This window comes from Listeria immobilis (assembly GCF_014322845.1).
Classification (GTDB): domain Bacteria; phylum Bacillota; class Bacilli; order Lactobacillales; family Listeriaceae; genus Listeria; species Listeria immobilis.
In genome coordinates, this window is record NZ_JAASUA010000001.1 from 340,961 (window position 1) to 358,175 (window position 17,215).

The following is a 17,215-nucleotide window of genomic DNA, read 5'->3' on the forward strand; positions in this document are numbered from 1 at the left end:
GTAAAACATGAAATAAGAGATAGCAAGTTTTATTTCTGCATTTTTTAACGACCAATCAAGCAAACCGGAAAGATAATAGTCTTAATTTGTACTTTTTATTTAAGCACAGTTTTAAAACCTTTTCCAAATGTATACGTTATTTCTCCTTGTAAATCTGTTCGGATAATTGTTGCACCTGCTTCTTGTAGTGTATTTAGCGTTTCTGTGTGTGGATGCCCAAAACGATTTTGAACTCCACACGAAATGATAGCAAAAGTTGGTTTTACTTTATCAATGAAACTCTTAGTAGTAGAAGTTTTACTGCCATGGTGCCCTACTTTTAATATATCAGCTTTTATAGGTTGACTTAGCAAAACTTCTTCACCACTAGCTTCTATATCTCCTGTAAAAAGCCATACTTTATTGTCTAACTGCGCCTTTATAACAAGTGAATCGTTATTTCCGCCTTCTCCAGCATGCAATGGGAAGAGATATTCAAACGTACTATCACCAATTTGCCAATTCATACCTGCTAATACAGTGGTTTGTTTCACTTTTGGCATAGCTTTTAATGTGTCTTTCATTATTGTTTTCTTGTCAGCCCCTTTGGCAAATACTAGTTCTTTAATCGCTATGTTTTTTTGTAACTCTACTAGCCCTTCCATGTGATCTGCATCGCTATGAGTAATAATCACTTTGTCTAGAGTACTAATTCCTTTTGATTTTAGTACTGGTGTCAAAATACTAGATCCAATTGTAAAAGGTTTTCGCCTTTGTGCCCAAGCTTCTTTAGTAAATGGAAGTTGTCCCCCAGTATCAATTAAATAATTACCTTGATTATTTGGTAATTGAATTAAAATACTGTCTCCTTGGCCGACATCAATAAAACTAATTTTCCCAGTAAGGTTAAAACTTGAGATATAACATAAACATATAAAACAGCTAAAGAGAATTTTGGGGAATGATTTTCTTTGCCAATGATAAAAAAATAATGTTATGACAAGAATAAATAGGCAACATAAGACAGTATTTGGTCTGCCTGTAGTGATAATTTGTTTTGGAAGCTGCGCAAAAATGTTAGTCAAAAATTCCATTATTTGGATACATACTGCAAGAATAGTTTCTGGAACTGTAATTAATAAGGGAGAAATAAATGATAACAATAATACTATGAAACAACCTGGCAAAAGAATAATTGTAAATATTGGGACATATAGTAAGTTGAAAAATACACCTACCCAAGAAAAGGAATAAAAATGATACATCATGACAACCGAGGACATCACAGTTGAAATTAAAGATATCGAAAGTGATTGAATTAGTGGGTGTTTTTGTTTTTTTAAAATAATAGATGAGGAAATAATGATACCAAATGATACAGCATAAGAGAGTTGAAAACCAACTTCATAAATAACATAAGGTCGTATAAGAAAAAACAAAATAAAAGAGAGGCTTATAACAGAAAAGGAGCTGCATTTAATAGAAAATTTTTCGGTTAACAATAGTAATCCAGTCATCATTGCAGCACGAATAACCGGCGCATTCATCCCTGTTAATATACTGTAAAATGGCAAAAAAATTAATAGTAGTGTGGCAGTTCGCTCTCGAGTAATACCTATTTTCACTAAAACAAAATAAATTGCTCCAATCAACAAGTTAACATGAAGTCCTGAAATTGCCAGTAAATGCACTACTCCCATTTGTTGATAATCTTCATAAAGTTCTGCTGAAAAACCACTCTTATCACCAGTGATTAATGCAAGAAAATAGGGATTAATTTTAGGTGAGATATTTGTATTTATATGTTCGATTAATTTTAAGCGAATGTTTTTAATGTATAGTAAAAAAGAGGATGATTTATTTTGGGAAATATGGAGTGTTGTCACTTGTATGGTATAGTTAATTCCTTGTCTATAGAGATATGCTTTATAGTTAAACTGATCTTGGTTACGATTCACTTGAGGTTCTTCTAACGTTCCAACAATTGAAACAAAACTTCCATAAGTGAGCTGTTTTAAATTTTGCTGCTCTTTTTCAGTAAGGATTTTATAGTTTAACTGTAATTTTTCATTATTGCAATAAACAACTGATTGAAAACTATCACCATCCACCTTTAAATCATCTGTTATTTGACAAGTTGCTGCAAAATCTAAAGTAGTAAACTGTGAAGTATTTCGACTATCCATAAAATTGAAGTAAAAAGTACTAAAAAGATAAATGAGGATTAAGAAAAGAAGTAGCTTGGATTTCTTTTTAAAAGCAATGATAGCGAGCAAACAGATACACATGGGAACGAAAGAGCCTCCAATGGCTGCACAAATAATAGCTAAAATGATAATAGCCAAATAACGCTCGATAACGTCCCCTCCCTATTAAGTTAATTTTTCTGCGATGTTTTGAAAGAGTAGTTCTGCTTTCTCGGATTCAATATCCGCTTCAATTGCGGCTTCTTTTACTAAAGTATGCATTTTTTCTGAATTCCAATTGTTTATTTGGAGAACAGATTCATCAAATTCTACTTTTTGTAATTCTACACCCGCTAAATCAAATAGTTCTAATGCATAAGGATGATTTTTGTAGTCCTCCGCAAAATATACTTTCTTTATACCTGCTTGAATGATGGATTTAGTGCATGCTAGACAAGGGAAATGTGTCACATATAATTCCGCGTTATCTGTTGAAGCACCAAATTTAGCACATTGTAATATTGCATTCATTTCGGCATGAATGGTACGAATACAATGTCCATCCACTACATAACAACCATGTTCAGCACAATGATCTCCGCCAGCTATAGAACCATTATATCCACCAGCGATAATGCGCTTATCTCGAACAATAGTTGCACCTACCATTAACCTTGTACATGTGCTTCGTGATGATATTAAATGACTTTGTGCCATAAAAAACTGATCCCATGCGATTCTTTGCACTCTAAAAACTCCCTTATGATTTGATAAATATTAGTATAGGTGTTCAATAGGAAGTTCGTCAACCACTTTTATTATTTTACATCCAAATATTCTTTTAGTTTTTCTACTGTTTTTTCTCCAATGCCTGTGACCTTTTGTAAATCTTCTATAGTCTGAAATAATCCTTCTTTTTCACGATATTCAATAATGGCTGTCGCTTTTGACGCACCAATCCCCGGAACTTGTTGTAAATCAGTTGTAGTAGCAATGTTGAGATTAATCTTCTTTTCCGTAGCCGTGTTTTGTTGGTTTTGATTTACGTTGTCTGCTTCTGCTGCTTCTTCTCCTTTTTTATAAACATAAATACTCATTTCATCTTTTAATTTCTCTGCTAAATTCAAATGGGCATTGTTGGCTTCTTCAGTGAGTCCTCCAGCAGTTTTAACAGCATCTTGCACTCTTGCATCTAAAGGAAGCTTATAAACACCAGGAGAACGGACAGCCCCTTTGATATCAATATAAATATATGCTGACTTTTTTATTTGTTCGCTTTCTGCTTTTGTTTCAGTAGCATCTACTGGAGTTACTGTTACTTCAGCTATTTCTTCATTCGGTAAAAATAGATAGATAAGCCCAATGCAAATAATAGCGAAACCAATTAACAAATAATTTTTATATTTTTTCATGTACGTAACCATTAATGTCACCATCCTTAATAATAATATTCGCCATGCGCTTCGAAATTCCTTTTTAATCATTAAGAGGAAAAAAGGCAAAAAAAAAAGAAAGCAATTAATTAAAATTACTTTCTTGCTACAAAAAAGATTCTTTCACTTGTATCAGTTGGTTTTTCTTGACTGAAATCTGCATAAACCTCTATTTTTGTAAATTGATATTTTTTTAGAAGTTTTTTATAGGTGGCAATTGGAAAAGTTCGTTCTTTATGTAGTTCGTCTACACGATGATAAGTTTCATCTTCATCTAAGATAAAGAAAGTAAGTTCATGTTCTACTGAATGCGGATATTTTCCAGGAAAAGAATTCCAAATGGTTGAAATTTCTTCTTCGCTATCTCCATAAGAGTAATCTTTGAAACCTGTATCTATTTTATAGACAGAATGGACATCAAATAAAAAAAGGCCATTTGGTTTTAAGTGTGCTGAAACAGCTTGAATTGTATCTTCCAATGCTTTTTCAGTTTCTAAGTAATTAAGTGAATCACAAAAGCAAGTCACCACATCAAAAGTCTGTTTTATGGAAAGATTAGACATATCTTGCTCTAAAATGGGCAATTCTATTTCTGCAGCGGCAATTTTCTCTTTTGCAACAGCGACCATTTCTTTGGAAAAATCTACCCCTGTTACACAATGCCCTAAAAAACTTAAACGAATAGCAAATTCAGCAGTTCCGCATGCAACATCAAGAATATCTTGTGGTTTGTCGCCAATAAAATTAGTAGAAAATTGAACCCATTCATCATAAAGTTCTGAGTCCATTAGTCGATCATAAAATCCTGGGAAATATTCATAACTCATTATACTTTTCTCCTTAAAAAAACAGGCGAGAAAAATTTCCCCGCCCATTTTATAATTATTTAAGAAACAAACGCAGCAGAAATATCTACAAGCGGCGCATCTCCCCATAGTTTTTCTAGGTTATAGTAAGAGCGCTCTTCTTTGTGGAACACATGGATAATCACATCACCTAGATCGATTAAAATCCACTGTGCTGCATCAAATCCTTCTAAGCGTTTTACATCCACTTTGTTTTCTAGTGCTTTTTCTTTAATTTCACGAGCAATTGCTTGCACTTGTTTGTCCGAATTACCGTGACAGATAACAAAATAATCGGCAAAACTTGATAACCCCTTCATATCTAGTGCTAAAATATCCTCTGCTCTTTTATCGTCTGCTGCCTTTGCGGTCAGCATTAATGTGTCATAACTGTTCAAATTATTGATAGTCTCCTTCCAAATTTAAATTAACAAAATAATTATAAGCATCAAGCGTATCCGGGAAAACGGATTGTTGCTTTTTGATTAAATGCGTGATGGTACTTGATAAAGCAAATAACATTGCTGCATCCAGTGATTTTACTGCCAACCTACGTGCTTTATATACTCCTGGGAAGGTTCTGCCTGGCTCTATATAATCCGCCAAATAAATTAATTTATCAAAATCAGACATGGACGCACTTCCTGTAGTATGCACACGAATTGCTTCTAGTATTTCGTTATCTGAAATACCAAATTCCGTCTCTGCTAAATAAGCACCAACAGGGGCATGCCATAATGAACGATGAAATGCAAGTAGTCGTGGATCGTAATGTTCGTTTTCGATGATTTTTTTTGCTTCCTCATCTGGATAGTACTTTGCATAATCATGTAATAACGCAGTAATTCTCGCTTTTTCTACATCCATATGATAATGTTCTGCAAGTTCTACAGCTGCTTTTTCTACGCCTAATGTGTGTTTAAAACGTTCACTTGGCATAGCTGCTTCTACTTTTTTTAACATTTCATTTCTTTCCATAAAGTTGATGCTCCTTTATATATGACCAAACTTTTTCTGGTAAAACAGCTTGCGCATTTTCGATATCATTTCGAATTTCTGTAGAAGAAATGGTCATTTCTGGCATAGTAATTTGGAGAACTTTATACGGAACCTCGGTTTGATAACAAGGGCGATTAATCCCCACAAATGTCACCATTTTTACTAAGTCATCTATATGATACCACTTTGGCAAATATTCTACCATATCGCCGCCGATAATAAAGTAAAAATCCATATCAGGCTGTTCGCTTATCATATCACGCATTGTATCATACGTATAGGATTTTCCCGCACGTGCTAATTCACGTGCATCCACTTCAAAAGTCTCATGGTCAGCTATCATTAATTCAAGCATTTCTATACGAGCTTGATTTGATGCCATTCCACTAATTTGTTTGTGTGGCGGAATTTTATTTGGTAGAAAAAGAATTTTCTCAAGTCCTAGTTGTTTTTTTGCTTCTTCTGCCATTCGTAAATGCGCTAAATGAGGTGGATCGAATGTACCGCCTAAAATACCGATTTTATGTTTCATGACGCTTTTCCTCCAAATTACGGTAACTTAATTTGTTGTTTGTTAACAGAAGTCTTATAAAGAATAATTGTTCTGCCAATAACTTGGACAATATCTGCACCTGCTCGGCTGCTAATTTTTTCGGCAATAGTTTGTTTATCTTCATCACAATTTTGAAGAATGGATATTTTAATTAATTCCCTTGCTTCAAGCGCTTCTTTTACTTGAACAATCAAGTTTGGCGATACGCTTCCCTTTCCAACTTGGAAAATTGGTTGAATACTATGAGCTTCTTTTCTTAAAAAACGTTTTTGTGTAGCTGTTAACATTAGTTTCCTCCTAATTGTTCGAGTACTGCATCTTTCATCAGTGAACGATTTGGTTTTACGCCAGTCCATATTTCAAAAGCAAGTGCTCCTTGATTAACAAACATCGGTAAACCATTTTGCGTGATTGCGCCGTATTTTTTTGCCTCTTTCAAGAAGGCAGTTTCGGCTGGATTGTAAATAATATCTGAACAAATTGTTCCTTTCGTTAAATTAGCTAACGAAATGGGGCTTTTGTTTTTGGAGGCCTCTAAACCAATCGAAGTTGTTTGGATGATTATTGTAAAATCAGCTAAGTTTTTTTCGGCTTCATCTAGTGTCATTGCTTGATGATTGCTATGATTTTTTGTCATTTCCACCGCTTTTTCCGATGTACGATTGGCAACTGTTATTTTTGCGGTTGTATAATTTTTTAGTGCCAGATAAATAGCTTTACTTGCGCCACCTGCTCCTGTAATTAAAATGGAGTCATTTTCGGTAATCAATCGAATTTCTTCTAAGCCTTCTAGGTATCCTTTGCCATCTGTGTTGAAACCATACCATTTTTTATTTTTTCGAAGGACTGTATTTACTGCACCCGAAGCTGTTGCCAGACTATCAAGCTCATCTAAAAATGGTAAAATCCGCTCTTTAAAAGGGGTGGTTATATTAAATCCAACGACTCCTGAATCCATTAGTTTTGTTATTTCTGTTTCAAAATCAGCTTCGTCTATTAAAACAGAATCATATTTAGCGTTCATTCCAAGTTCTTGGAAAATCCGGTTCTGCATAGCTGGCGATAAAGAGTGTCTGATCGGATTTCCGATTACTACATATTTTTCCAAATGACAAGCCTCCTTTATTTTAAACGAGTGATGTCCGGATAGTTGCGCTAACGCCTTCTGGGACCCAAGCAGTAATTTTCGCGCCACCTTCTGGAATCGTTATCCAGCCAAGTCCAGAAAAGACGATATCGGCTTTTTCTTTGACATTAAACGTATATGGAACTAGTTTTGGCAGTGTTTTCATTCCTTCTTCGGTAGGTGGTTGAAGGACTAACCCAGCTTGTTTTTCATATAGTGCATCTGCTTTTTCTAATTTTGTTCGGTGAATTGGCAAGTTGTTTGATACATAGACAACTAGTGATTTTCTGCCACCGGAAACATAATCTAGTCTAGCAAGCGCGCCTAAAAATAGCGTTTGTTCTTCATTTAATTGAAAAACGGCTGGTTTTATTTCTTTTTTAGGTGTGACTGCTTTTAAAGTGGCGGTATCAATGAAATGAGCCATTTGATGATGATTAATAATCCCTGGTGTATCTACTAATTCACTTCCATCCGCAAGTGGAATTTCAATTTTATCAAGTGTTGTTCCTGGGAATTGTGATGTAGTAATTACATTGTTTTCACCAGAAGCTTGTTTAATAATCCGATTAATTAACGTTGATTTTCCAACATTCGTACAACCAACAACGTATACATCTTGCCCTTTTCTAAGCTCGTCCATTTTTTCTAATAAGACATCGAATCCGTGTCCCCGTTCTGCGCTGACTAATACAACATCTGCGGCTGTTAAACCTTGCTCTTTAGCACGTGTTCGCATCCACCGCGTTAATTTATCACGTTTTAATGATTTTGGTAAAACATCTTCTTTATTTCCTACTAATAAAACCGGATTATTTCCAGCAAAACGTGGTAATCCTGGCAACCAACTGCCATCAAAATCGAAAATATCTACTACATAAACAATTAAAGCTTGTTTAGAGCTAATTTGATTTAAAATGCGCAAAAAATCATCATCCGTTAAAGCTACATCTTGAATTTCATTATAATGCTTCAACCGAAAACATCTTTTACAAATTACTTGTTCATTATTTAGAGATGATTTTGGCGCGTAACCAATTTCGTTCGGATTATCGGTTTGAATAACTGCTCCACAACCAATACATCTAATTTCTTCTGTCAAAGTGATTCCTCCCACTTGAGTTTGTTTTTCTTAGCTAATCGTTTCAAAATAATGCTTTCCATCATTCGGTTTAATTTCGTTGCCATACCATCTGTTTGTTTTACTGGACGAACAAAAATAGTAGTTAACTTTTGCCGATTTCCGCCGAATATATCTGTCATAATTTGATCTCCAATCATCACAGTCTCTTCTGGCGTTGCATTCATTTCTTTTAATGCCCAGCGGAAATTACCCCCAAGTGGCTTTTTTGCTCGAGCTAAATAAGGGACGTCAATTGCTTTTGCCACACGAGCAACTCGTTCTTCATTATTGTTAGAAAAAATCATCACTTTAATTCCTTCTTCTTTCAATATCGTAAACCAGTTGATTACTTCATCGGTAGCATCTAATTGATCCCATGCGAGCAGTGTATTATCTAAATCAGTTAAGATCGTGGTTTTACCCATTTTCCTAAGTTGTTCTGCTGTTATTCCAAATGGAGTATTCAACATTTTATCTGGTGAGAATTGCTTTAGCACGTATTGGCACCTCATTCTTTTATTTAGTACAGTCTATTCTATCATACATTCAATTAGACTAATAATCTATAAATTTTACCATCTTTCTGTTTATTTTACAAAAAAAGCTGAGAAAAATGGTATAATACCTAAAGAAATGTTATTTTTCAAGGAGGAATACAAATGTCGAATAATTATGCATTAACCTGGGATTTAGAAAATATATATGCTGGAGGTAGCGGCTCAGAAGAATTGCAGCAAACACTTAAAGAAGTAAAGGAAGATTTAGATAGTTTTGTTGCGAATGTTTCTGAATGGAATATTCCCGAAAATGTTGAAGCTTCCGTAGAATTCCTCTTACTAGTCAACCAAAATGCGGATATCTCTAAAATCTTATTAACAGCAGGATCTTTCTTAGAATGTCTTGCTTCCGCGGATATTAATGATACACGTGCGAATGAAATTTCTGCACTTATTTATCAATATGTTGCTACACTCGCAACCGCAGAAGATGAATGGCATGATAAATTTGCTCAAGTTTCAGACCGTGTATGGGATGAATTAATGGAGCAAAATGGTTTATCTCAAATTAGTTTTATTTTAAGCGAGGCAAGAACAAACCGTCGTAAAAAAGGAACTAAAGAGCAAGAAGCTGCTATTAACGCACTAGCTGTAGACGGTTATCGTGGCTGGTCTGATCATTATGATACAATTGTTGGAAAATTACGGATGAAAGTAACAATAGATGGTGAGGAAAAAGAAGTTTCTGCTGGTCAAGCGCTTAATTTATTAAACCATCCTGACCGTGAAGTTCGTCAAACTGTTTTTAAAGAATATACACGTGTTTGGCAACAAGAGTCTCGTCTTTTCAGTGATACATTAAACCATTTATCCGGCTTCCGTCTTGCTACATACAATATTCGTAAATGGGATAATACATTAGATGAACCCCTTTCAATTAACCGCCTTGATGAACAAACACTAAAATCAATGTGGAATGTCATTCAAACACATAAACCCACATTTGTTCGTTTCTTAGATAGAAAAGCAAATTTACTTGGTCTCGAAAAATTAAGCTTTTACGATGTGGAAGCTCCACTTGTATTCTCCAGTGAGCCAAAAACATACACTTATCAAGAAGGTGCCGAGTTTATCATCGAGCAATTTAATAAATTCAGTCCTAAAATGGCAAACTTTGCTAAAAATGCTTTTGAAAAAGGCTGGATTGAAGCAGAAGATCGTGATAATAAACGTCCAGGCGGCTTTTGTACCGATTTTCCTGTTGAAAAAGAGAGCCGGATTTTTATGACCTATGATGGGGCTCCTGGAACTGTAGCTACACTTGCTCACGAACTTGGTCATGCATTCCACTCACACGTTATTCGGGAAGAACCTTTTGAAAACACAGATTATGCAATGAACGTCGCCGAAACTGCTTCTACTTTTGCAGAAATGATTATAGCAGACGCTTCTGTCAAAGATGCTAAAACAAAAGAAGAAAAAATTACTTTGCTAGAAGATAAAATTGGTCGAAGCATTGCATTCTTTATGAATATTCATGCACGATTTATTTTTGAAAACAATTTTTATGAAGCTCGTAAACAAGGAGTTGTCTCGGTAGATCGACTTAATTCCTTAATGGAAGAAGCACAACGAGAAGCTTATTTAGATGCTTTAGATGAGTATCATCCACAATTCTGGGCTTCTAAACTGCATTTTTATATTGCGGATGTGCCATTTTATAACTTTCCTTATACTTTTGGTTACCTATTCTCTCTTGGTATTTACCATAAAGCGCAATCAGCTGGTGCAGGATACGAAGATGAATATATTGCCTTACTAAAAGATACTGGTTCTATGACTACGGAACAACTTGCTGCCAAACATTTAGGTGTTGATTTACGTAAAGCTGATTTCTGGGAAGAAGCTGTTCAACTTGCTGCCAAAGATGTAGAAGATTTCCTTTCTTTAACAGAAGAATATGTAAAATAAAAAAACATCCTGGAGCCTAAAACTCCAGGATGTTTTTAAATTATTTTAAGTAACTCTATAATACAAGTAGCCGACTGTTTGGCTGCTAAATGGATAAATTCATCAAATGACATTGTTGCTTCTTGGTTTGCTAAGTCTGAAATAGCACGGATAATTAAAAACGGAATATCAAATTGATAGGCCACTTGCGCAATCGCAGCAGCTTCCATTTCAACAGCTTTGACATCTGGGAAAAATGTTCGAATAATCTCGTGCTGATCAGGACGCATAATAAATGAGTCATTAGTAATCACTAAACCAAATACAGCTTTGTTTTCACTTGTTGAAAAGTAATCACGGTAAATGGTTTCTGCTTTTTTCAAAAGAACCGCATCCCCTTGATAAAAGGCAGGCATGCGTGGTACTTGCCCATAGGTATAACCAAATTCTGTTACATCAACATCCCCATAAGCTAATCTATCTGAAATAATCACATCCCCGATAGCTAAACCTTCGCCCATTCCGCCAGCAGAGCCCGTATTAATAATTAGCTCGGGTTTAAATCGATCTGCCATAAGTGTTGTTCCTAATGCAGCATTTACTTTGCCAATACCCGATTCAAGTAAAACCACTTCCTTGCTGGCAATTTCACCCGTGTAGAATTTCGCACCAGCAATCGTTATTACCTCTGGATTATTCATAGTAGCTTTTAATAGTGCTACCTCTTCTTCCATTGCTCCAATAATACCAATTTTTTTCATTATGTAACCTCCAAAAAAAAGCACAGTAAGCTTCAAATTAACTTCTGTGCTTTATCTCTTATCGTTTGTTTTAAGTTCTTCTACTTTTGTTGGTTGCCAGCCTTCACCATCTACCCAAGTAATATAGACACGATAAGCTTTATCGGGAGTTTCTTTAGTAGAAAGCGTTCCGATTGCTTGTGTTGCCGGATCAGCACCTTGTTCTACAAACCAAAGTGAAGTATTTTCGATTGGGATGTCTGTTGCTAAAGAAAATGCTTTTCGCTTTTCTTGCCAGTCGACGCTGGTTGAGCTATAGGAGTTCACGTGTTCACCAGTTTGTTCTGTACCAATTGGTTCCCAGTCTTTTGTAATCACTTTTGCCACATTTGGGTCATCACTATCGGTAGTTTCTGTTGTATCTTTTGCTGCTTTTTCTTTTTTGCTGGCTTTGTTTGATTTGGCGGCATCTTCTTTTTTCGCAGTGGGAGATGCCGTTTGATTCGGTTGATCTGCTGGGTCGCTTTCTGTTTTAAACAAAACAAAATACAAGCTACCAATGATAAGTAAGCTTACCACGATAATTAAGATATTTAAGATCAGATTGGTTTTTTTTCGCTTGGTATTTTGCTGTGAGCGCGAACCTTCTACCATATTTTGTTTAATACGACGATTATTCGATTGTCGATTATCTGCCATTTGCATTCACCACCTTATAAGTAACCGCTGTAAAAACACAACTAGCAAATTGCTAAATTAGGATGCAGTGATTTTTTGAATCTTCACGCTCATATCGCCAGCTGGTGTTTGAATAGTTACTTCTTCTCCTTCTTTATGGCCAAGTAAACCTTTGGCAATTGGAGAATCATTGGAAATTTTCCCTTCAAACGGATCTGCTTCTGCACTACCTACAATTGTGTATGTTTCTTCATCGCCATCAGGTAATTCAATGAAAGTAACTGTGTTTCCAAGTGTTACAATACCAGTATGTGCTTCTGCTGCATCAATGATTTGTGCATTACGAATCATATTTTCGATAGTAGTGATACGGCCTTCTACAAAAGCTTGTTCATCTTTTGCCGAATCATACTCGGAGTTCTCAGATAAATCCCCAAAACTACGGGCAATTTTAATTCGCTCAACTACTTCTTTACGTTTTACAGTTTTCAACTCTTGTAGTTCATTTTCTAATTTTGCTTTCCCATCTAGGGTCATTGGAAATACTTTTTCTGTCGCCAATCTATTTCTCTCCTTTTGTTGGTTCATTATAGTATAGAAAAGCACGGAGGTATCTCTCCGCACCTTCACCAAATATTACTACTCGTCAGAAAGATTAACATGTCACGCTTGAAATAGCAAGCAAATGTCTCTCTATTTACTAGAAAAATTTTACCTTACTTTTGCGGGTTTGACAAGTGATACCTTCATTTTACACATGTTTTTGTAAGATGGATTCAATTTTAGTGGTCATTAAGTCAATAGCAACGTGATTTTCGCCGCCTTCTGGAATAATAATATCTGCAAATTTTTTAGTTGGTTCAATAAATTCGTTATGCATCGGTTTAACAACAGAAAGATATTGTTCAATGACGGAATCCATCGTTCTTCCTCGTTCTTTCATGTCTCGTAATAGACGACGAATAAAACGAATATCATCATCTGTGTCCACATACACTTTAATATCCATTAAATCTCTAAGCCGTTTATCTTCTAGTATTAAAATGCCTTCTAAGATAATTACTTCTCGTGGCTCTTGAATTTCTACTTCTTTTTTCCGGGTATATTTTGCGTAATCGTAAATCGGTTTTTCAATGGTTTCATATCGCCGAAGTGCTGCAATATGGGAAATAAGCAGTTCAGTATCAAAAGCAAGCGGATGATCATAGTTTACTTTTAAACGGTCTTCAAAACACATATTTGCTTGATCATGGTAATAAACATCTTGCGCAATCATTAAAATGGAATGTCCGCTAAAATGATCACAAATTGCTTTTGTTACGCTTGTTTTCCCAGAACCGGAACCACCTGTTACACCAACTACAATGGGTTTTTTTGTCATGATTCGCCTCCAGTTTTCTTTCTTTTTGATATAGATAAGCCATCACCAAGAGGAATGGTGGTTGTCGTGAAATCAGGGTGAGTTACTAGAAAATCATTAAAATGACGCATTTTCCTAGCTACGCGAAGTTTTCGCTGCTTTTCAGGCGACATATCTAGCGCTAATCCTTTGAAAAGAACATTATCACTATAAATAACACCATCTGCGGCTAAAGCATCGGTATAAATATGGAAAAATTTCTCATATTGCGCTTTGGCAGCATCTATAAATATCGCATCAAATGGGCCATATGCCAAAATTTCTTCCGCCCCTTCAATAGCATCGGTTAATAGGACTTTTATTCTGTCAGAAGCTCCATATCGCTCAATGTTATGTATTGCTTTATTATAGCGTTCTTCATCACGCTCAACTGTGATAATTTCTGTATTTGGTAGTTTATCAGCCATTTTTAAAGCGGAGTAACCAATTGCCGTCCCTAGTTCTAATATTTTTTTTGGTTTTTGAATATCTAAAATTTGAAGTAAGCAATAGAGTGAGTCTGGCTCCATAATTGGTACTTCATTTTCTTTCGCATATGTTTCTAGCTCCACAAAAAAAGGGCTGCTCTCAGGAATATGTTTTAATAAATACTCATGGATCATATCATTCACTTTTCATTTCACCTATCCTTACAAACAAAGCACCTGTCAAATAACATGCAAAACATGTATCTGACAAGTGGTTGTTTTAATTATTTTTAGTAATATGCTCTTCCTTTAATTTATTATGCTCTTCTAATGTCTTAGAAAAGTATACTTGTCCTGTTTTTGTGTTAGCTAAGAAGTAAAGATAGTCCGTTTTTTCAGGATATAAGGTTGCTTCCATTGAAGAACTACCACTATTTGAAATTGGTCCTGGTGGCAATCCTTTATTTTTGTATGTGTTATATGGTGAATCTACTTTTAAATCTTCATAGGTTGTTTTACTTTTGTGTTTTCCAAGTGCATAAAGAACAGTTGGATCAGTTTGAAGAGGCATATCTTTTGCTAAACGATTATAAAAAACGCTGGCAATTTTGTTTCGGTCGACATTTTCTGTTGCTTCTTTTTCGATAATAGAAGACATAGTTAGAAAATGGTGTACGGACATTTTTTGTTTGGTTAATTCATCGCGATATTTAGCAATATTCAATTCCGTTGCTTTGACCATTTCCTCAATAATTGTTTCGGCTGTTGCATTTGTTTCCTTAAAGGTGTAAGTTGCTGGGTATAAATATCCTTCTAGTGGATGTTTAATCGCTTTATTTAAAACGTCATTTGTCACTGTTTCTGGGTATTTATCCATCATAGTTGCAATAAAGTCAGGGTTATCCATCGTTTCTATAACATCCGCTTTTTTAAGTTTAGGTTGATAGCTAACGATTCTTTCAGCAATTTGGTCTAGTGTATAACCTTCAGGAATAACTAGTTTTTCAGGTGCAATGGTTTTGCCCTCTTGCATTTTTTTTACGATTTCGTCTGTGTTCATTGCTGGGCTAAGTTCATAATTACCTGCTTTTAAATTAGTATCATTATTATATTTTACATAAAAAGAAAAAATCGAAGCGTTGTTAATTACTTTTTTATCTTCCAAAATAGTAGAAATATCAGAAATGCTCGATCCAGCTGGAATTTCTACGACCATTTTATCTTTACTTGCTTCATCCCTTGGTTCCAGTTGTGATTTTACATAATAATATCCAGAAAAAGTAGCTATAACTAAAATTAAGACAATAATAGAAATAATGATTGTAATTTTCTTTCCTTTTGTATTTTTCATTTTAGACCTCATTTCATTGAAAACAATTCTTATCTATTATACCGATTATCTAATTAAAATGCTATTCAATATAGAAAAATTTCTTAAAAAGTGACGTTTTTATGTTTTTTCGGTATAATGAATAGCGTGATTTATCGAACAAGACAGAATCGGTCAAAGACTTGCTTCTGCCAATTAAATATCGTTTGAAGGAGTCTTTTGAATGTTACATACATTAATACAAAGCTTACAAGATTTTACTATGTGGTTAGTTGATTCACTTGGGCATTGGGGTATTTTTCTTGGAATGTTGATTGAAAGTGTTTGTATTCCGCTCCCTAGTGAAGTGATTATGTTATTTGGTGGTTTTATGGCGGAGGCTGGAAAATTAAATTTCTGGCTAGTCGTATTTGCTGGTATTGCGGGCAATCTTGTTGGTTCTCTAATTGCTTATTATATTGGTAAATTTGGTGGTAGAGCGCTCGTACTGAAATTTGGAAAATATATATTTTTAAATGTTAAACATTTGGATAAAGCAGAACTTTGGTTTGGCCGTTATGGTGCTAGAGCCGTTTTCTTCGGTCGTGTTTTACCAGTTATTCGAACATTTATTTCTTTACCAGCTGGTATTGCAAAGATGAATGTATGGAAATTTGTTATTTATACGATTCTAGGTTGTATCCCGTGGAATATTTTCCTCACTTGGCTTGGTTATTCGCTTGGCTCCAATTGGAGTGTAGTGGAAAAATATACGCGGCCTATTAGTTATTTAATGTTAGCGTTAGTTATTGGAATTATAATTTATCTTGCTTATAAAGTATGGAATAAACGAGCAAGAAACGCAAAATAAAAAAGCATGTCTTGACAATAAGCTGTCAGGGCATGCTTTTTTTTATTATTCTTCGTCTTCGTCCGCTAAAAATGTTGCTAGGATTTCTTCAATCATATCCCACTCATCATCTGTTTCTACAGGTTGAAGTTGACCTTGTTTGCCTTCTTCATCTTGAATGTAGCTAGATGCCAAAATCTCGATTTCTTCATCTTCGCTTTTGCCTGCTGGGAAGTAAAGTACATAAGATTTCTCAAAAGCTTCGGAATCAAAATCAAAAAGAATTTCGTATGCTTCTTCTTTGCCTTCTTCATTAGTAATCCAAATAATATTTTCTTCTTCGTGGTTATGGTTATGTTCATCTGCCATCAAATTCACCTCAATTAATTAGTAGTGTCCAAATAGGACTGTAAAATCATTACTGCAGCCAGCTTATCAATAACTTCTTTTCGTTTTTTACGCGAAACATCTGCTTCGATTAAAGTTCTTTCCGCAGCAGTAGTTGTTAAACGTTCATCCCAGAGTACAACAGGCAAATCAATTCTAGCCTCAAGTACTTCTGCATATATTTTAGAACTTTCTGCACGTGGTCCAATCGTATTATTCATATTTTTTGGAAGACCGACAACTACTTTTTCAACTTCGTATTCAAGAACAAGTTCTTTAACACGATCATAGCCGAACTGTTTTCGTTTCTCGTCAATCTGTATTGTTTCCACACCTTGTGCAGTCCAACCTAGTGGATCACTTATCGCTACGCCAACTGTTTTAGAGCCGACATCTAAACCCATTATTCTCATTTCTCACCAATTTCGTTATTTTTCAGATACGCTTTGACAAGTTCCTCGATAATTTCATCTCGTTCTAGGCGGCGTATCAAACTTCTAGCATCCTTATGACGAGGAATATATGCAGGATCACCTGAAAGTAAATAACCAACGATTTGATTAACAGGATTATAGCCTTTTTCTTCCAAAGCAACGTAGACTTGTTTCATTAATTTTTTTACATCTTCTTCAATTGAATCATCACCGAAGTTGTAAAACATTGTTTGATCTTTTGAATCCATAATCGAAGCACCTCATTCCTTCATGTATCTTCATCCATTTTACACTATGTG

The 17,215-nt window shown here is 35.0% G+C and carries 22 protein-coding genes; 2 read left to right on the forward strand and 20 right to left on the reverse strand.

Features of this window, described 5'->3' with window-relative positions; genetic code table 11:
- Positions 1-95: 95 nt before the first annotated feature.
- From HCJ45_RS01835 to HCJ45_RS01885, 11 genes are all read right to left on the reverse strand, one after another.
- Positions 96-2,318: a DNA internalization-related competence protein ComEC/Rec2 gene (locus tag HCJ45_RS01835; RefSeq protein ID WP_343068866.1), complete on the reverse strand. Its 2,223-nt coding sequence runs from the start codon at positions 2,316-2,318 to the stop codon at positions 96-98.
- Positions 2,319-2,351: 33 nt separating this feature from the next.
- Positions 2,352-2,912 (reverse strand): ComE operon protein 2, encoded by a 561-nt coding sequence (locus HCJ45_RS01840; RefSeq protein WP_185349339.1) that lies wholly within the window; start codon positions 2,910-2,912, stop codon positions 2,352-2,354.
- 71 nt (positions 2,913-2,983) lie between these two features.
- Positions 2,984-3,589, reverse strand: coding sequence for a helix-hairpin-helix domain-containing protein (locus HCJ45_RS01845; RefSeq protein WP_187123859.1), 606 nt, complete (start codon positions 3,587-3,589; stop codon positions 2,984-2,986).
- 104 nt (positions 3,590-3,693) lie between these two features.
- Complete coding sequence (locus tag HCJ45_RS01850; protein ID WP_187123860.1) at positions 3,694-4,425, reverse strand: class I SAM-dependent DNA methyltransferase; 732 nt, start codon at positions 4,423-4,425, stop codon at positions 3,694-3,696.
- 59 nt (positions 4,426-4,484) lie between these two features.
- On the reverse strand, positions 4,485-4,841 hold the full coding sequence (gene rsfS / locus HCJ45_RS01855) for a ribosome silencing factor (protein ID WP_185349353.1): 357 nt from the start codon (positions 4,839-4,841) through the stop codon (positions 4,485-4,487).
- 1 nt (position 4,842) lies between these two features.
- The gene (gene yqeK, locus HCJ45_RS01860; RefSeq protein ID WP_185349355.1) at positions 4,843-5,421 is read right to left on the reverse strand and encodes a bis(5'-nucleosyl)-tetraphosphatase (symmetrical) YqeK; all 579 of its coding nucleotides are present in this window, start codon (positions 5,419-5,421) and stop codon (positions 4,843-4,845) included.
- The gene (locus HCJ45_RS01865) at positions 5,408-5,974 is read right to left on the reverse strand and encodes a nicotinate-nucleotide adenylyltransferase (RefSeq protein ID WP_187123861.1); all 567 of its coding nucleotides are present in this window, start codon (positions 5,972-5,974) and stop codon (positions 5,408-5,410) included. Before HCJ45_RS01865 ends, yqeK begins: the two co-directional genes overlap by 14 nt.
- Positions 5,975-5,991: 17 nt before the next feature.
- The gene (yhbY, locus tag HCJ45_RS01870) at positions 5,992-6,282 is read right to left on the reverse strand and encodes a ribosome assembly RNA-binding protein YhbY (protein ID WP_185349359.1); all 291 of its coding nucleotides are present in this window, start codon (positions 6,280-6,282) and stop codon (positions 5,992-5,994) included.
- Positions 6,282-7,103 (reverse strand): shikimate dehydrogenase, encoded by an 822-nt coding sequence (aroE, locus tag HCJ45_RS01875; RefSeq protein ID WP_187123862.1) that lies wholly within the window; start codon positions 7,101-7,103, stop codon positions 6,282-6,284. Before aroE ends, yhbY begins: the two co-directional genes overlap by 1 nt.
- 19 nt (positions 7,104-7,122) lie before the next feature.
- Entirely contained in the window at positions 7,123-8,223 is a 1,101-nt protein-coding gene (gene yqeH, locus HCJ45_RS01880; protein ID WP_187123863.1) for a ribosome biogenesis GTPase YqeH, read from the reverse strand.
- Complete coding sequence (locus HCJ45_RS01885; RefSeq protein WP_185349364.1) at positions 8,220-8,741, reverse strand: YqeG family HAD IIIA-type phosphatase; 522 nt, start codon at positions 8,739-8,741, stop codon at positions 8,220-8,222. The genes yqeH and HCJ45_RS01885 overlap by 4 nt, the downstream gene beginning before the upstream one ends.
- Before the next feature lie 162 nt (positions 8,742-8,903).
- On the opposite strand from HCJ45_RS01885, the gene HCJ45_RS01890 reads away from it, so the two are divergent.
- Positions 8,904-10,712, forward strand: coding sequence for a M3 family oligoendopeptidase (locus HCJ45_RS01890; RefSeq protein WP_187123864.1), 1,809 nt, complete (start codon positions 8,904-8,906; stop codon positions 10,710-10,712).
- Between the two features lie 35 nt (positions 10,713-10,747).
- On the opposite strand, the gene HCJ45_RS01895 is transcribed toward HCJ45_RS01890, so the two are convergent.
- From HCJ45_RS01895 to mltG, 6 genes are all read right to left on the reverse strand, one after another.
- Entirely contained in the window at positions 10,748-11,452 is a 705-nt protein-coding gene (locus HCJ45_RS01895) for a 5'-methylthioadenosine/adenosylhomocysteine nucleosidase (protein WP_187123865.1), read from the reverse strand.
- A gap of 51 nt (positions 11,453-11,503) precedes the next feature.
- Entirely contained in the window at positions 11,504-12,130 is a 627-nt protein-coding gene (locus HCJ45_RS01900) for a DUF1510 family protein (RefSeq protein WP_187123866.1), read from the reverse strand.
- A 57-nt stretch (positions 12,131-12,187) separates the two neighbouring features.
- Positions 12,188-12,670, reverse strand: a complete 483-nt coding sequence (greA, locus tag HCJ45_RS01905) for a transcription elongation factor GreA (protein WP_185349368.1) — start codon at positions 12,668-12,670, stop codon at positions 12,188-12,190.
- 190 nt (positions 12,671-12,860) lie between these two features.
- On the reverse strand, positions 12,861-13,490 hold the full coding sequence (gene udk / locus HCJ45_RS01910; protein WP_185349369.1) for a uridine kinase: 630 nt from the start codon (positions 13,488-13,490) through the stop codon (positions 12,861-12,863).
- A complete protein-coding gene (locus tag HCJ45_RS01915) occupies positions 13,487-14,140 on the reverse strand; it encodes an O-methyltransferase (protein ID WP_185349371.1) in 654 nt (217 codons plus the stop codon). The genes udk and HCJ45_RS01915 overlap by 4 nt, the downstream gene beginning before the upstream one ends.
- A gap of 76 nt (positions 14,141-14,216) precedes the next feature.
- On the reverse strand, positions 14,217-15,287 hold the full coding sequence (gene mltG / locus HCJ45_RS01920; RefSeq protein ID WP_185349373.1) for an endolytic transglycosylase MltG: 1,071 nt from the start codon (positions 15,285-15,287) through the stop codon (positions 14,217-14,219).
- A gap of 202 nt (positions 15,288-15,489) precedes the next feature.
- Between mltG and HCJ45_RS01925 the strand changes: the two genes are divergently transcribed.
- On the forward strand, positions 15,490-16,116 hold the full coding sequence (locus tag HCJ45_RS01925; RefSeq protein WP_185381125.1) for a DedA family protein: 627 nt from the start codon (positions 15,490-15,492) through the stop codon (positions 16,114-16,116).
- A 45-nt stretch (positions 16,117-16,161) separates the two neighbouring features.
- On the opposite strand, the gene HCJ45_RS01930 is transcribed toward HCJ45_RS01925, so the two are convergent.
- From HCJ45_RS01930 to reoM, 3 genes are read right to left on the reverse strand one after another with little or no spacing between them, the layout of a single operon-like run.
- Positions 16,162-16,464 (reverse strand): DUF1292 domain-containing protein, encoded by a 303-nt coding sequence (locus HCJ45_RS01930; protein ID WP_185349335.1) that lies wholly within the window; start codon positions 16,462-16,464, stop codon positions 16,162-16,164.
- A 14-nt stretch (positions 16,465-16,478) separates the two neighbouring features.
- Positions 16,479-16,895, reverse strand: coding sequence for a Holliday junction resolvase RuvX (gene ruvX / locus HCJ45_RS01935; protein ID WP_185349333.1), 417 nt, complete (start codon positions 16,893-16,895; stop codon positions 16,479-16,481).
- Complete coding sequence (reoM, locus tag HCJ45_RS01940; protein WP_011702306.1) at positions 16,892-17,164, reverse strand: IreB family regulatory phosphoprotein ReoM; 273 nt, start codon at positions 17,162-17,164, stop codon at positions 16,892-16,894. Before reoM ends, ruvX begins: the two co-directional genes overlap by 4 nt.
- Positions 17,165-17,215: the final 51 nt, after the last annotated feature.

What these genes read in the sequence shown, in the direction of transcription:
- HCJ45_RS01925 (WP_185381125.1), top strand. Translation starts at nt 15,490, where the DNA reads ATGTTACATACATTAATACAAAGCTTACAAGATTTTACTATGTGGTTA.
- yqeK (WP_185349355.1), bottom strand. Translation starts at nt 5,421, where the DNA reads ATGGAAAGAAATGAAATGTTAAAAAAAGTAGAAGCAGCTATGCCAAGT.
- mltG (WP_185349373.1), bottom strand. Translation starts at nt 15,287, where the DNA reads ATGAAAAATACAAAAGGAAAGAAAATTACAATCATTATTTCTATTATT.
- HCJ45_RS01865 (WP_187123861.1), bottom strand. Translation starts at nt 5,974, where the DNA reads ATGAAACATAAAATCGGTATTTTAGGCGGTACATTCGATCCACCTCAT.
- HCJ45_RS01895 (WP_187123865.1), bottom strand. Translation starts at nt 11,452, where the DNA reads ATGAAAAAAATTGGTATTATTGGAGCAATGGAAGAAGAGGTAGCACTA.
- HCJ45_RS01850 (WP_187123860.1), bottom strand. Translation starts at nt 4,425, where the DNA reads ATGAGTTATGAATATTTCCCAGGATTTTATGATCGACTAATGGACTCA.
- HCJ45_RS01845 (WP_187123859.1), bottom strand. Translation starts at nt 3,589, where the DNA reads ATGGTTACGTACATGAAAAAATATAAAAATTATTTGTTAATTGGTTTC.
- udk (WP_185349369.1), bottom strand. Translation starts at nt 13,490, where the DNA reads ATGACAAAAAAACCCATTGTAGTTGGTGTAACAGGTGGTTCCGGTTCT.
- reoM (WP_011702306.1), bottom strand. Translation starts at nt 17,164, where the DNA reads ATGGATTCAAAAGATCAAACAATGTTTTACAACTTCGGTGATGATTCA.
- yhbY (WP_185349359.1), bottom strand. Translation starts at nt 6,282, where the DNA reads ATGTTAACAGCTACACAAAAACGTTTTTTAAGAAAAGAAGCTCATAGT.
- HCJ45_RS01930 (WP_185349335.1), bottom strand. Translation starts at nt 16,464, where the DNA reads ATGGCAGATGAACATAACCATAACCACGAAGAAGAAAATATTATTTGG.
- ruvX (WP_185349333.1), bottom strand. Translation starts at nt 16,895, where the DNA reads ATGAGAATAATGGGTTTAGATGTCGGCTCTAAAACAGTTGGCGTAGCG.
- HCJ45_RS01900 (WP_187123866.1), bottom strand. Translation starts at nt 12,130, where the DNA reads ATGGCAGATAATCGACAATCGAATAATCGTCGTATTAAACAAAATATG.
- HCJ45_RS01890 (WP_187123864.1), top strand. Translation starts at nt 8,904, where the DNA reads ATGTCGAATAATTATGCATTAACCTGGGATTTAGAAAATATATATGCT.